Source organism: Tabrizicola fusiformis (assembly GCF_013328815.1).
Taxonomy (GTDB): Bacteria; Pseudomonadota; Alphaproteobacteria; order Rhodobacterales; family Rhodobacteraceae; genus Fuscibacter.
The window spans coordinates 198,642-213,505 of sequence record NZ_JABUHN010000006.1 but is presented as its reverse complement, the minus strand read 5'-3'; the positions used below and the strand labels follow the sequence as shown (position 1 = coordinate 213,505).

Sequence of the window (14,864 nt, the reverse complement as noted above, 5' to 3'; positions counted from 1 at the left end):
GTTCAAAGCCTTGGTATCGAGAGGCCGCCATCCAGCGGAATCGCGGCGCCAGTGGCAAATGCCATCTGGCCGGTGACAAGCGGCAGCACGGCGGCACCAACATCGGCAGGCTGGCCCCAGCGGTTGGCGGGCACCAGCCCTTCGGCGATGCGGGTGTCATAGCGGTCGCGGACGCCTGCGGTCATCGGCGTGGCGATGATGCCGGGGCGCAGCTCGAACACGCCGATGTTCAGCGGCGCCAGACGCAGCGCGAAATTGCGCGCCATCATCGCGGCACCCGCCTTCGATATGCAGTATTCCGCGCGGTCGGGGCTGGCCATTTCGGCAGAGACCGAGGTGACGAAGATCAGGCTGCGGTAATGCGGGCTCTGCCGCGCCACCATCCGCCGCGCCACCGCCTGCGCCAGAAAGAACGTGCCGCGCAGGTTGATGTCATGGCAGCGGTCAAAGCTTTCGGGCGTCATCTCAAGCAGATCGCCGCGCTGCGTTGCAGGCACTCCGGCGTTGGAGATCAGCGTGGTCAGCGGGCCTTCCGCCTCCACCTCTTCCAGCAGGGCCGGGATGGCAGCGATATCGGCAAGGTCATGGCGGATATAGCGGGTGCCTTCGGGCAATTGCGCCAGCCCCTCGCGCGCCACGCTGGCGGTTTCGGGCTGTTCGGCGGCAAGGGTCAGGTGAAACCCGGCATCGGCCAGCGCCCGCGCGATGCCAAGGCCGATGCCTTGCTGGCCGCCGGTGATCAGGGCGCGCAGGGTCATGCCGCAGTCCTTTCGGCAATATGCTGCCCCGCCCGCAGCGCCAGTGCGGCAATGGTCAGCGAGGGGTTGACGGCGGCCGAGGTCGGCAGGACCGAGGCATCGACGATGAAAAGGTTATCCAGATCATGCGCGCGGCAATCGGCATCCACCACGCTGCGGGCGGGGTCCGCCCCCATCCGCGCCGTGCCGCATTGATGGCTGGGGGTGCGCTTTTCAAAGGCGCGCGACAGGACGACCGGCCAGCCCGCCGTCTTCAGCGCCGCTTTCAGCCGGGCCACCAGCGCCAGATGCGCGGCCCAGTTGCTGCGCTCCCATTTCAATACGATCTGGCCGTCCCGCAGCATGACGCGGCTTTCGGGATTGGGCAGGTCTTCCGACATCGCCAAGAGATGCACCGAACGGTCGGCAATCCAGCGCGCCAGCGGGCGCGGCAGCCCGCTTTCGGCAGCCAGAATCGGCCCGGTGATCCGGCCCAGCATCTGCACATTGCCCAAGGGCGCCCCCTGCGGCCCGCCCGTCAGATACCAGTCGTTCAGGCTCAGGGTCTTTTCATAGACGCAGGTGTTGCGACGGAACGGGTGCAGCCCCAGAACCGCCGAAAGATTGTGGTTCATGAAATTCCGCCCGACCTGATCCGAGCCATCGGCAAGGCCGCGCGGGTTTCCGGCATCGGCAGAAGCCAGCAGCAGCGCCGCCGTCACCACCGCCCCGGCGCAAAGGCAAACCACAGGGGCCGACAGGGTTTCGGTGCGGCCCGCGCGGGTGAACTCCACCCCGGTCACGCGGCGCCCTTCGGCCAACAGCCGGGTCACCCGGGCGCCGGTCAGCATCGTCACATTCGGATGCTGCAACGCCTGTGCCAGCGCCACCGTCTCGGCATCCATCTTGCCGCCGCAGGTGTTGGGGAAGGCATCCCATGTCGTGGCGCCATGGGCCAGCCAACGCTCCAGATCGACGCCAAGGGGCAGGGGGGAAGGGTGCAGCCCCTGCTGTGCCAGCCGCCGGCGCAGATCGGCGATGAAGGGTTCATCCGGCACCGGCGGGAAGGGATAGGGGCCGGAATGCGGCGGCTCGGTCGGGTCATCGCCCAAGGCACCGCGCACGCGGTAAAGGGTTTCCGCCGCCTGATACCACGGTTCCAGTGTGCCATAGTCAAAGGGCCAGCCGGGCGTCGTGCCCTCGACATGACGCAGCGGCGCGAAATCCTCGGCCCGATAGCGCATCAGCACGGCGCCGTAGAATTTGGAATTGCCCCCGGGGTGATAGTAATTGCCGGGGTTGAAGGCCCCGCCCTCGGCGTCCAGCCACATCTCATCGGGGCGGAAATGGCCGCGGCGAAAGATCGCCTCGGGGTCGCGGTCGGCGGGGCTGGGCCGCAGCGGCTCGCCCCGCTCAAGGATCACGATCCGGCGGCCCGTGGGGGCAAGGGCGGCGGCCAGCGTGGCCGCGCCCATGCCCGCGCCGATGATCAGGATATCGGCTGCGCTCATTGCGGAATGCGCGCCTCGGTCGCGGGGTCAAAGGCCACGGCCTTGTCCATGTTGATGGCAAAGTCAAAGACCTCGCCCGGCGCCACCATGGCATCGGCCCGCATCCGCGCAATCACATCCTTGCCCGACAGGGTCATGGTGACAAAGGTATCCGACCCGGCCGGTTCCGTCACCGTCACCCGGTTGGCAAGGGGCTGGATATTGGCCGATTTGCGGTCGGCCCCCTCGGGGTCGGTGATCGCCTCGGGGCGGATGCCCAGCAGGATCGGCTTGTCCGCCCATTCCGCCAGATTGCCTTGGGAAAAGCGCAACAGCCGCCGCGCGCCATCGGCATCGGTGATTTCGGCATGGGGCTGCCCCCCCTCCATCACCACCGTCGCGGGCAGGATGTTCATCGCCGGGCTGCCCATGAAGGTCGCCACGAAGAGATTGGCGGGTGTGTCATAGATTTCCTTCGGCGTGCCCAGTTGCTGGACATAGCCCTTGTTCATCACCGCAATGCGGGTCGACAGCGTCATCGCCTCGATCTGGTCATGGGTGACATAGACGATGGTGGTTTTCAGCTTCTGGTGCAGCTTCTTGATCTCGGTGCGCATGTCCACCCGCAGCTTGGCATCCAGGTTGGACAATGGCTCGTCAAACAGGAACACATCGGGGTTGCGCACCAGGGCGCGGCCCATCGCAACGCGCTGCCTCTGCCCGCCGGAAAGCTGCCCCGGTTTGCGGTCCAAGAGATGGTCGATCTGCAAAAGCTTTGCCACATCGGCCAGCGCGGCATCGCGCGCCGGTTTGGGCACGCCGTGCATCTCAAGGCCGAAGGTCATGTTCTGGCCCACGGTCATGTTGGGGTAAAGCGCGTAAGACTGGAACACCATGGCGATGTTGCGCTTGGAGGGATGCACGCCGTTGATCACCCGGCCCTTGATGGCGATATCGCCCGAGGAAATCGCCTCAAGCCCGGCAATCATGTTCAGCAGGGTGGACTTTCCGCAGCCCGAGGGGCCGACGAGGACAAGGAACTCCCCTTCCTGCACCGCGATGTCCACCTCATGCAGCACCTGCACCTGGCCATAGGATTTGGTGACGTGGGATATGTCGAGAAAGCCCATGGATCAGCTCCGGACGGTGGGGGTGAAGCCAAGAATTTTCGAAAGTTCTTGGCAAAATTTTTCGAAGAATTTTGCGGCGCGACGGATCATCCTTTGACGCTCCCGGCCATCAGGCCGCGCACGAAGTAGCGCCCGGCGACGATATAGACAAAGAGCGTGGGCAGCGCGGCAAGGATCGCCCCGGCGAAATGGACGTTGTATTCCTTCACCCCGGTCGAGGATTGCACGAGGTTGTTCAGCGCCACTGTCATCGGCTGCGAGGTGCCGCCAAAGCTGGCGCCGAACAGGAAGTCATTCCAGATATTGGTGAATTGCCAGATCACCGAGACCACCGTGATCGGCCCCGAGACCGGCAGCATGATCCGCCAGAAGATCTGGAAGAACCCCGCGCCATCCATCATCGCCGCCCGCACCAGCTCGGTCGGGAAGCTGGCATAGTAGTTGCGATAGTAAAGCGTGGTGAAACCGATGCCGTAGACCACATGCACCATGACCAGCCCCGGCACCGAACCTGCCAGCCCCAGCTTGCCCAGAACCAGCGCCATCGGGATCAGCACGATCTGAAACGGGATGAAGCAGGAAAACAGCATCAGGCCGAAGACGATCGTATCCCCACGGAACCGCCATTTGGTCAGCACATAGCCGTTCAGCGCCCCCAGCACGGTGGAGATCGCCACAGCGGGCACCACCATCAGGATCGAGTTCAGGAAATAGGGCCGCAGCCCGGTCGGCTCGATCCCGATCTGGGCGGTGGACCATGCGGCGCGCCATGGCTCCAGCGTCCAGACCCGGGGCAGGGCCATCATGTTGCCGCCGGTGATTTCGGCCAGCGGTTTGACCGAATTCACCCCCATCACATAAAGCGGCAACAGGTAGAAGAGCGCGAAGACCCCCAGGACGACATAAAGGAAAGTGCGGGTGACGCGGCCGGTGGAAACGGCGGTGTCCTGCGTTACGGCGGCCATCACGGCTTCTCCTTCAGCTCGGAGTAGAGATAGGGCACCATGATCGCCGCAATGGTCATCAGCATGATCACGGCGGAAGAGGCCCCGATGCCCATCTGGTTGCGGGTGAAGGTGTAGGAATACATGAAGGTCGCGGGCAGTTCGGTGGCCCGCCCCGGGCCGCCGCCGGTCAGCGCGACCACAAGGTCATAGCTCTTGATCGCCAAGTGGAACAGGATCACGAAGGCCGACAGGAAGGCCGGGCGCAGCATCGGGATCACGATCCGCCGGTAAAGCTGCCAGTTCGACGCGCCGTCGATCTGCGCCGCTTTCAGGATTTCATTGTCGATGCCGCGCAGCCCGGCCAGAAACATCGCCATCACGAAACCCGAGGTCTGCCAGACTGCCGCGATGACGATGGTATAGATCGCCATGTCGCTGTCCTTGATCCATGTGAAGTGGAACGATTCCCAGCCCCAGAGATGCATGGTCTTTTCCAGCCCGATCCCCGGATCGAGGAACCATTTCCATGCCGTGCCGGTCACAATGAACGAGAGTGCCATCGGGTAAAGGTAGAGCGGCCGCAGCAGCCCCTCGCCGCGGATTTTCTGGTCAAGGAAGATCGCAAGCATCAGGCCGACCGCCATGGAAATGGCGATGTAAAGCGTGGCGAAGATCGCCAGATTGACCACCGCCGTTGTCCAGTGCTGCAAGGCAAAGAGCTTGGCGTAATTGGTGAAGCCGATGAAATCGAACTTCGGCAGCATCTTGGAGCCGGTGAAGGACAGCACGACCGTAAAGGCGATGAAGCCGTAGACGAACAGCAGGATCACCGCGAAAGAGGGTGCAAGCACCACCTTGGGCAGCCAGTCCTGCAAACGGGTGCGGAAATCCGCTGTGGTGGATGTGGACATCGGGCCCTCCCGGCCGGGTGCAGCAAAAGTTTTCGAAAACTTTTGCAAATTCCTTCGAAGGAATTTGCGGCAAGGCGGGCGCGGGCGCCGCCTTGCCGCGGGGCGCTTACTGGGCGGCGGCGACCGCTTCGGCCAGCGCCGTTGCTGCGGCGGCGCCATCGGCATATTCGCCGTTGAAGGCCGCCGTCACCACGTCATAGAGCGCGTTCTTGACCGCAGCCGGGGCGGCATGGCCATGGGCCATCGAGCCGAAGAGCTTGCCATTGGTATTGGCTTCGGCGAGGTCCGCCATACCCTTCTTGCCGCAATCGTCGAAGGCGTCGTTCGGCACATCGGTGCGCGCCGGAACCGAGCCCTTGACCACGTTGAAGGCCGACTGGAAGGTCGGGTTCAGGATGGCCGAGGCCATGGCGGCCTGCGCGGCCACCTTGTCTTCGCCTTCGATGCCGAACATGGCGAACTGGTCGCTGTTGAAGGTCACGGCCCCTTGGGTGCCCGGGAAGCGGATGCAGACGAAATCGGTGCCCGGCACCTTGCCCGCCTTCAGGAACTCGCCCTTGGCCCAGTCGCCCATCATCTGCATCCCGGCTTCGCCGTTGATCACCATGGCCGAAGCCAGGTTCCAGTCGCGGCCCGAGAAGTTGTCATCGACATAAGAGCGCAGCTTGATCAGCCGGTTGAAGGCTTCGGCCATCTGTTCGCCGCCGAGCGCCGCCGGATCAAGGTCGATCAGCGCCGCCTTGTAGAAATCGGTGCCCAGCGACAGCACAACGCCGTCGAACACCGTGGCATCTTGCCAGGGCTGGCCGCCATGGGCCAAGGGCGTGATGCCATTGGCCTTCATCGCATCCAGAAGGGCCACCAGCTCTTCCCAGGTTTCCGGCGCCTTGCCGCCGGCGGCGTCGAGGGCGGCTTTGGAAATCCAGACCCAGTTGGTGGAATGCACGTTCACCGGGGCGGCAATCCAGTGGCCGTCATATTTCGAGAACGCCTGCAAGGCGGTTGGCACCACGGCATCCCAGCCTTCGGCGGCGGCGGTGGCATCAAGGTTGCCCAAGGCGCCTTCGGCGGCCCAATCCTGAATGTCAAAGCCCAGCATCTGCACGGCGGTCGGCGGGTCGCCTGCGGTCACCCGGGCGCGCAGCGCGGTCATCGCCGCTTCGCCGCCGCCGCCCGCCACCGGCATGTCCACCCAGCCGATGCCCTTGGAGGCGAGGTCTTCCTTCAGCACGTTCAGAGCCGCCGCCTCGCCGCCCGAGGTCCACCAGTGCAGCACCTCGACATCTGCCGCCTGTGCGGCCGCACTCATCCCCACCGTCAGCGCCAAAGCCGAGGCAAAGCCCTTCATCATGGTCTTGGTCATTCTTCTTCCTCCCAGAAGTGGCGCCTTCATGCGCCGTTGATGGCCGGTTTCGCTGTCCGGGGGCGCCTTCAGGGGCGCACCCACAGCGCGCGGGTCCGGCCGACCCGCATGCACAGCGTCTTGATCTCGAGAAATTCCTCCAACCCGTAGCGCCCGATCTCGCGCCCGCTGCCCGACTGTTTGAAGCCGCCGAAGGTCAGTTCGGGGAAACCGTCCATCCAGGTGTTGGTCCAGACGGTGCCGGCGCGCAGACGGCGCGCGAGGTCAAGGCAGGTATGGACATTCTCGCTCCACACCCCCGCCGAAAGGCCGTAGTCGCTGGCATTGGCCAGTGCGACCGCCTCTTCCGCCGTGCGGAAGGTCAGGACCGACAGCACCGGGCCGAACACCTCGTCGCGGGCGATGGCCATATCAGTCGTCACCCCTGTCACCACGGTCGGCTGATAGAACTCGCCCGCCAGCCCCGGCACCTGCAACGGGGCACCACCCAGCGCCACCGTGGCGCCAGCCGCCTGCGCGGCCTGCACATAGCCGTCGATCTTGTCCTGATGCGCCGGGGTCACGATGGCGCCGACTTGTGTGTCGGGGTGCAGGGGGTCGCCGAACACCACCTTGCGCGACAGGGCGACGACGCGGGCGGTGAAATTCGCCGCGATATCCTCATGCACCAGAATCCGGCTGCCGGAATTGCAGCATTCCCCGGCGTTGAAATAGATGCCGAAGGTCACCGCATCGGCGGCCTGATCGAGATCGGCATCGGGGAAGATGATCTGCGGGTTCTTGCCGCCAAGCTCCAGCGCCACCTTCTTCAGCGTGCCGCTCGCCGCCGCCGTGATGCCCTTGCCCACCGCGGTCGATCCGGTGAAGGTCACCATGTCCACCTCCGGGTGGCTGGCCATGCGGGCGCCGACCGGCTGGCCATAGCCCAGCACGATGTTGACCACGCCCGTGGGCAGGCCCGCCTCCAGCAGCAATTCGCCCAGCATCACGGTGGAAGAGGGCGTCATCTCCGACGGCTTCACCACACAGGTGCAACCGGCGGCCAGCGCGAAGGGCAGTTTCTGCGACAGAATCCAGAAGGGGAAATTCCAAGGGGTGATGATCGACACCACGCCGATCGGTTCCTTGACCACGACGCCCAGAATATCGGCGCCCAGCGTGTTGTGGCTGTCGCCATGCAGGGTGCGGGCCAGCGAGGCGGCATAGCGCCAGAGGTCGGCGGCCCCCGAAACCTCGCCCCGCGACTGGCTGATCGGTTTGCCGGTTTCCAGAGTTTCCAGGAGGGCGATCCGCTCGACATTCGCCTCGATCAGATCAGCAACGCGGGTCAGGAACGCAGCGCGGGTCTTGGCGGGCGCGCGGCTCCAGCCGCCGTCGTCAAAGGCCGCGCGGGCGGCGTCGATGGCGGCATCGGTTTCCGCCTCGGTGCCTTGTGCCGAGACCGAAACGGTGACGCCATGCGAGGGAGAGCGGCGGGGGAAGGTGGCGGCGCTCTCGGTCCAGACATTGCCGATCAGATGGCGGCCCTGGAAGGGCGCATCGGGAAGGGTGGTGCCGGTGGCGGCAAGAATGGTCAGGTCCAGCATCTTACTTCCCGGGAAATTCAGGTTTGCGTTTGGCGCGGAAGGCGGCGACGCCTTCGGCCTTGTCGGCCGTTGCGGCGGTCTTGCCTGCGGCCAGCGCCTCGATCAGCGCGGGGGCATCTTCGCCTGCGCCGGCGTGGATCATGTATTTCGCCACCTCGGTCGCGCGGGGGCTGGTGGTGGCCAGCCGGGCGGCGATGGCATCGGCGGCGGCGCGGGGGCTGTCCGAGATTTCCGCCACAAAGCCAAGGGCATGGGCGCGCTCCGCACTCAGGCGGCGACCGAACAGGGCCATCTCTTTCACCACGGGTTCCGGCAGCAGGCGGCGCAGCCGCTGGGTGCCCGACCATCCGGGCACGATCCCCACCCCGGTTTCCGGCAGGGCCAGCGTTGCGGCAGGCGCCATCACCCGCAGATCGCAGGCGGCGGCCAGTTCCAGCCCGCCGCCAAAGCAATGCCCCTGCAAGACGGCAATCGTGGGCACCTGCAACCGCGCCAGCCGGTCAAACAGCCGGTGCCCGCCCCGCACCCAATCCCGGGCGAATTCGGCGGGCGACAGATCGCCCCAGGCGGTAATGTCGGCGCCGGTGCAAAAGGCTTTCTCGCCCGCCGCACAGAGGATCACGGCGCGCAAGGTGCCGTCCTGCTCCAGCAGCTCAAGATGCCGCGCCAGATCGGCCAGCATCGCCAATGTCAGCGCGTTCAGCTTGGCGGGATTGTCGAGTTTCAACTCGGCAATCCCGCCGCTGACGGTCAGGTGAACCGCGCTCACAGCCGCAACCCCATCGGACCCTGCGACAAGAGCGACAGGGGCATGAGCCGGGCATCCTCGGCCAGCCGAACCCGGCCGCCGCTGGCCGCCACGATGTCGCGGGCGGGGTCGATGCCCGGCATCACCTCAACCGCGACAAGGCCGGCCTCGGTGGCGCGCATCACGCAGCGCTCTGTAATGTATAGCACATCCTGCCCCAGCGCGCGGCCACGGGCGCCGGAATAGGTCACATGTTCCACCGCGGGCACCATCTTGGTGAACTTGCCGGGCTTCACCACCGTCAGGCCGGTATCGCTCAACGCGATTTCCGCCCCCGCCTCGAACCAGCCGGAAAACACGATCCGCCGCGCCTGCGAGGTGATGTCAACGAAGCCGCCGCAACCCGCCGTGAGGTAGGGTTTCTTGCCCAGTTTCGAGACGTTGACATTGCCTTCCACATCCACCTCGAGAAAGGACAGGAAGGACACATCGAAGCCGCCGCCCTGAAAATAGGTGAATTGCTGGGGGGAGGGGACATAGGCATCGGCATTGCTGGCGCAGCCAAAGGCAAATCCGGTCAGGGGCATTCCCCCGACGGCGCCCTGTTCGATGGCCCAGGTCACCGCCTGCGCCTGTCCCTCTTCCAGCAGCACACGCGGCACCATGGCCGAGATGCCAAATCCAAGGTTCGCCGTCTGCCCCGCCCGCAATTCCATCGCGGCGCGGCGGGCGATGACCTTTTCCACCCCATGTTCGGCCAGCCGGAAACTGGCCCATGGCCGCATGACCTCGCCGGAAATCGCCGGATCATGGGGCGTTTCGGTGGTCTGTTTCTGATCGGGGTCCAGCACGATCAGGTCCACCAGATGGCCCGGCACCCGCACGTCATGCGGGCGCAACGAGCCGCGCGCCGTCATGCGTTTTACCTGCGCGATGACCAGCCCGCCATGGTTGCGGGTGGCAATCGCCTGATCCAGCCCGCCCAGATAGGCGCCCTCATGTTCATAGGTCAGGTTGCCATGCTCATCGGCGGTGGTGGCGCGCAGGATGCAGACATCGGGGGTGATACTGGGGAAATGCAGCCAGGTCTCGCCGCCGAACTCAACTCGGAAAACAATGGGTTGCGCGGCGCCCTTCGCGTTCATTGCGCAAGCCTCGCGCACCGGATCGACGAAGGTTTCCAAGCCCACCTGTGTCAGCACCCCCGGCTTGCGCGCGGCCACGTCGCGGTGCATGTCAAAGAGGATGCCCGAGGGCACGTTATAGGCCGGAATGCGGTCTTCGGTGACCATCTTCCAGATTTCCGGCATCGGCAGGTTCGATCCGCCCGAGGGGTAAGACCCGGCAATCACCCGGCCCAGAAGCCCGTCCAGCGCGATATGGTCGATGCCCTTGACGCCATACATATCCCCCGCCGCGATCGGGTGGATCGTGGTCAGCCCGCGCGGGGCGCCGGTCGCGCGGAACCGGGCACCCAGCGCCTCAAGCACCTTGTCCGGGCAGCCGAGGGCGGAAGAGGAGGACACGGTAACGACGGCACCATCGGCAATGCGGGCGACGGCCTGCTCGGGGGTGACAAGCTTGCCCATCTCAGGCCCCCGAAACCGGCGACGACACCACGCGCTGCCGCGTGCCGGTCAAGGCCGCCGCCCGTACCGTCAGCGCCACCGCCAAGGACCGCAACCCGTCCCAGCCATCCGCCGCTGGACGGCCCTTGCCCGCAACGGCGGCCAGAAACTGTTCAATCCCGCGGACATAGAGGTTATGGGCCGGAAAGGGCACCACCTCGGCCCCCGCTGCCGTGACCAAAGTGATTTCGCCCAAGGGCCGCTGCGTCATCACACCCCGCGCAAAGATTGACCCTTCGGTGCCATGCACCTCGATCCCCGAACCGGCGAAGGCATGGGTAAAGCTTTCATGGGCAAAGACCTGCACGCCGGAGGGCATCGACCAGACCGACATCACCGAATCCTCGACCCCCTCGCCAAGGCCCGAGGCGGCGGCCATTGCCACGATCTCTTCGGGGTCTTCATCCAGGTGAAAGCGCACGGTGTCGGCGTCATGCACGGTGATATCCGGGATCACGCCGCCGCCCGCCGCAGGGTCATTGATCCGCCAGCCTTGCAGATGCGGCGGCAGCATCACCGCATGATGCACCCGCATCGACAGCACCCGCCCGATCCGGCCCGCGCGGATCAGCTCGCGGATGGTCAGATGGCTGCCCGCATTGCGCAGATGGTGATTGGTGGCAAAGACCACGCCCGCCGCCTCGGCCGCCTCGACCATCCCTTCGGCATCGGCGAGCGTCAGGGCCAGCGGCTTTTCGCACAAGACATGCTTGCTCGCCGCAATGGCCGCCAGCGCCTGTGCGCGGTGCTTGTCATTCGTGGACGAGATATAGACCGCGCCGATGGCCGGATCGGCCAGCATGGCGCCCAGATCGCTGCCATGGCCGGCGATGCCATGGGCCTGCGCATAGGTCGCCGCATGGGCTGGATTGCCCGAGACGACATGCGCCACCACCCCGCCCGTGGCCCGGATCGCGCCGATCATATGTTCGGCGGCAATCGTGCTGGCCCCGATCAGGCCCCATTGCAGGGAACCGTGCTGTGGCTGGGTCATCTGGCTCTCCTGAGTCATATGGAACGTTCCAATCTAATAATCGGAACGTTCCAATTTCGTCAAGCACGTTTTTCAACCCGGCGGGTCCGGCTGGATATATCGGCGTGCTTTGTCTGGTCCTAAACAAGCGCGGCGCGATCCGTGATGATGGCGCCAGAGGCAGGAGGCGGCGCAGAGGGTGCCGCCCGGTCCGCATGAATGAGGTTCGGCCATGGAAGGCTATGCATCCGTCAACGACATCAGCGAAGTCGTCGCCGCCGACAAGAAACACGTCTGGCACCACCTGATCAACCACCGCATGTTCGAAACCGTCGATCCCCGCGTGATCGTCGAGGGCAAGGGCCTGCGCGTCTGGGACGCCAAGGGCAAGGAATATATCGACGCGGTTTCGGGCGCGGTCTGGACCGTCAACGTCGGCTATGGCCGCGAGAGCATCGCCAATGTGGTGCGCGACCAGTTGATCAAGATGAACTATTTCGCCGGGGTTGGCGGCTCGATCCCCGGTGCGCTCTTCGCCGAAAAGCTGATTTCCAAGATGCCGGGGATGAGCCGGGTCTATTATTCCAACTCGGGTTCGGAAGCGAACGAGAAGGTCTACAAGATGGTGCGTCAGATCTCGCACCGTCACCACAAGGGCAAGAAGTGGAAGATCCTGTATCGTGAGCGGGATTACCACGGCACCACAATCGGCGCGCTGGCGACCTCCGGTCAGGCCGAGCGCGCGGCGATGTATGGGCCTTACCCGGACGGTTTCGTGATGGTGCCGCACTGCCTTGAGTATCGCAAACAGTGGGATGTGGAGAATTATGGCGAACGCGCGGCGGATGCCATCGAAGAGGTGATCCTGCGCGAAGGCCCCGATACCGTGGGCGCCATCGTGCTGGAGCCGGTGACGGCGGGCGGCGGCGTGATCGTTCCGCCGGTCGGATATTGGGAGCGGGTTCAGGAAATCTGCAAGAAATACAACATCCTCTTGCACATTGATGAAGTGGTTTGTGGCGTCGGCCGCACTGGCACCTGGTTCGGCTATCAGCATTACGGCATCCAGCCGGATTTCGTGACCATGGCCAAGGGCGTTGCCTCGGGCTATGCCGCGATCTCCTGCACGGTCACCACCGAAGCGGTGTTCGACCTGTTCAAGGATGACGCCGATCCGATGAGCTATTTCCGCGACATCTCGACCTTCGGCGGCTGCACCTCGGGTCCGGCGGCGGCGCTGGAGAACATGCGGATCATCGAGGATGAGAACCTCTTGGACAACACCCTGCGCATGGGTGACCGGGTGGTGTCGAACCTCAACGCGCTGATGGAAAAGCATAAGGTCATCGGCGATGTGCGCGGCAAGGGCCTGTTCTGCGGTGCCGAACTGGTGGCCGACCGCCAGACGCGCGAGCCGATGGACGAAAAGAAGGTGGCGCAGGTGGTCTCCGAGTGCAACGCGCAGGGCGTGATCATCGGCATGACCAACCGCAGCTTGCCGGGGCTGAACAACACGCTCTGCCTGTCGCCGGCGCTGATCTGCACGCCGGATGATGTGGACCAGATCACCGGGGCGATCGACGTGGCGCTGACCCGCGTCTTTGGCTGAAACCTGTGCGGTTCTGAAAACGGGGGCGCCTGCAGTTGCGGGCGCCCTTTGTCATGCGGGGGGCTGGCGGAACCCCCGGGGGCGCTGCCCCGGACCCAGGGATATTTGAGCCAAGATGAAATCCATTGACCTTTGCGCGGCGCAGCGCACTGATAGGTCCAGAAATCCAAGCCGATGGTGCCAGAATGACGATCCCCGCCGAAGCCTTCGTGCTGCCCCCTGCCGGGCGGGGATCTTTGCAGCAGCGCATCCGGCAGATGGTCACCGAGGGGATTCTGGCGGGCCGCTTCCGTTCGGGGCAGCGGATGCCATCGTCGCGCGGGCTGGCGGCACATCTGGGGATCAGCCGGATCACCGTCACCCTGTCTTATGCCGAGCTGGTGAGTTCGGATTACCTCACGGCGCGGGGGCGGTCGGGCTATTTCGTGTCCGAGAATGCACCCCGCGCGCCGGACATGCCCGCCCGGGGGCCGCGCGCCGAAAGCCCGGATTTCGCCCGGCTGATGGCGGGGCGGACCCTTGGAGCGGCGCAGGTGGAGCGGCCTGCGGATTGGGAAAGCTATGCCTATTCCTTCATCTATGGGCAGGCGGACCCGACGCTGTTCGACCATCAGAACTGGCGGCTTTGCGCGGTGCGGGCGCTGGGGCGGCGCGATTTCGGCGCGCTGACGCAGGATTACTATGACCGCGACGATCCCTTGCTGATCGAGCATGTGCTGCGCTCGATCCTGCCGCGCCGCGGGATTGCCGCGGAACCGGAGGAGGTGCTGCTGACGCTGGGGGCGCAGAATGCGCTCTGGATCGCGGCGCAGGTGCTGCTTGGCCCCGGGCGGCGGGCGGCGGTGGAGAACCCCGGCTATTCCGGGCAGCGCGGCGTTCTGGTCTCGACCGGGACCGAGGTTCTGCCGGTGGATGTCGATGCCGATGGCCTGCCGCCCGAGGCCATTCCGCCGGGTGTGGATGTGGTTTTCACCACGGCCAGCCACCAATGCCCGACCAATGCCACCATGCCGCTGGAGCGGCGGCTGGCGCTGCTCGAGGCGGCGGGGTGCGAGGGGTTTGTCATTGTCGAGGATGACTACGAATTCGAGATGTCCTTTCTGAAACCCGTATCGCCTGCGCTGAAATCGCTCGATAGCGAGGGGCGGGTGGTCTATGCCGGGTCGTTCTCGAAGAGCGTGTTTCCGGGGATGCGGCTGGGCTATCTGGTGGGGCCGGCCAGTTTCATCCGGGCGGCGCGGGCGCTGCGGCTGTCGATGCTGCGCCATCCGCCGGGCCATATCCAACGCACGATCGCCTATTTCCTGTCGCTTGGCCATTATGATGCGCTGATCAACCGGATGCGGGTGGCCTATCGGCGGCGGCGGCAGGTGATGGAAGAGGCGATCCGCGACAACGGGCTGATGGTGGCGGGGCAGGGCGGCTTTGGCGGCTCCAGCTTCTGGATGCGGGCGCCCGAGGGCTGCGACACCGAGGTTCTGGCCGAACGGCTGCGCGCCGAGGGGGTGCTGATCGAGCCGGGGCGGGCGTTTTTCGACCCCGCCCGGGCGCCGCGCAATTTCTACCGGCTGGCCTATTCCTCCTCCCCGCCGGTGCGCATTCCCGAAGGCATCGCCCGGATTGCCAAGGCGATCCGCATGGGGGCGGGCTAGGGGCGAAAACTGGCCTTACAGGGCTGCGGGCACTGGCCCTAAGGCGGGCCGGGGCAGAGGGCTATCAATCTTGCAGAACCGCCAACCCGC

The 14,864-nt window shown here is 65.3% G+C and carries 12 protein-coding genes; 2 read left to right on the top strand and 10 right to left on the bottom strand.

The window, feature by feature from the left end:
- Positions 1–2: 2 nt before the first annotated feature.
- The 10 genes from HS053_RS11570 to HS053_RS11525 form a co-directional block, all read right to left on the bottom strand.
- The gene (locus HS053_RS11570) at positions 3–758 is read right to left on the bottom strand and encodes a 3-ketoacyl-ACP reductase (RefSeq protein ID WP_174211397.1); all 756 of its coding nucleotides are present in this window, start codon (positions 756–758) and stop codon (positions 3–5) included.
- Positions 755–2,248: a GMC oxidoreductase gene (locus HS053_RS11565; protein ID WP_174211396.1), complete on the bottom strand. Its 1,494-nt coding sequence runs from the start codon at positions 2,246–2,248 to the stop codon at positions 755–757. The genes HS053_RS11570 and HS053_RS11565 overlap by 4 nt, the downstream gene beginning before the upstream one ends.
- The gene (locus HS053_RS11560; protein WP_174211395.1) at positions 2,245–3,357 is read right to left on the bottom strand and encodes an ABC transporter ATP-binding protein; all 1,113 of its coding nucleotides are present in this window, start codon (positions 3,355–3,357) and stop codon (positions 2,245–2,247) included. Before HS053_RS11560 ends, HS053_RS11565 begins: the two co-directional genes overlap by 4 nt.
- A gap of 86 nt (positions 3,358–3,443) precedes the next feature.
- Entirely contained in the window at positions 3,444–4,322 is an 879-nt protein-coding gene (locus HS053_RS11555) for a carbohydrate ABC transporter permease (RefSeq protein ID WP_174211394.1), read from the bottom strand.
- A complete protein-coding gene (locus tag HS053_RS11550; RefSeq protein ID WP_174211393.1) occupies positions 4,322–5,215 on the bottom strand; it encodes a carbohydrate ABC transporter permease in 894 nt (297 codons plus the stop codon). The genes HS053_RS11555 and HS053_RS11550 overlap by 1 nt, the downstream gene beginning before the upstream one ends.
- Before the next feature lie 106 nt (positions 5,216–5,321).
- A complete protein-coding gene (locus HS053_RS11545; protein WP_206677599.1) occupies positions 5,322–6,578 on the bottom strand; it encodes an ABC transporter substrate-binding protein in 1,257 nt (418 codons plus the stop codon).
- 68 nt (positions 6,579–6,646) lie between these two features.
- Positions 6,647–8,164, bottom strand: coding sequence for an aldehyde dehydrogenase family protein (locus HS053_RS11540; RefSeq protein WP_174211392.1), 1,518 nt, complete (start codon positions 8,162–8,164; stop codon positions 6,647–6,649).
- A 1-nt stretch (position 8,165) separates the two neighbouring features.
- On the bottom strand, positions 8,166–8,933 hold the full coding sequence (locus HS053_RS11535; RefSeq protein WP_174211391.1) for an enoyl-CoA hydratase-related protein: 768 nt from the start codon (positions 8,931–8,933) through the stop codon (positions 8,166–8,168).
- Positions 8,930–10,501: an acyl CoA:acetate/3-ketoacid CoA transferase gene (locus HS053_RS11530; protein ID WP_174211390.1), complete on the bottom strand. Its 1,572-nt coding sequence runs from the start codon at positions 10,499–10,501 to the stop codon at positions 8,930–8,932. The genes HS053_RS11535 and HS053_RS11530 overlap by 4 nt, the downstream gene beginning before the upstream one ends.
- A gap of 1 nt (position 10,502) precedes the next feature.
- The gene (locus HS053_RS11525; protein WP_174211389.1) at positions 10,503–11,534 is read right to left on the bottom strand and encodes a Gfo/Idh/MocA family protein; all 1,032 of its coding nucleotides are present in this window, start codon (positions 11,532–11,534) and stop codon (positions 10,503–10,505) included.
- Positions 11,535–11,745: 211 nt separating this feature from the next.
- On the opposite strand from HS053_RS11525, the gene tpa reads away from it, so the two are divergent.
- Positions 11,746–13,122 (top strand): hypotaurine--pyruvate aminotransferase Tpa, encoded by a 1,377-nt coding sequence (gene tpa, locus HS053_RS11520; RefSeq protein WP_174211388.1) that lies wholly within the window; start codon positions 11,746–11,748, stop codon positions 13,120–13,122.
- A 185-nt stretch (positions 13,123–13,307) separates the two neighbouring features.
- Complete coding sequence (locus tag HS053_RS11515; RefSeq protein WP_174211387.1) at positions 13,308–14,774, top strand: aminotransferase-like domain-containing protein; 1,467 nt, start codon at positions 13,308–13,310, stop codon at positions 14,772–14,774.
- Positions 14,775–14,864 lie beyond the last annotated feature (90 nt).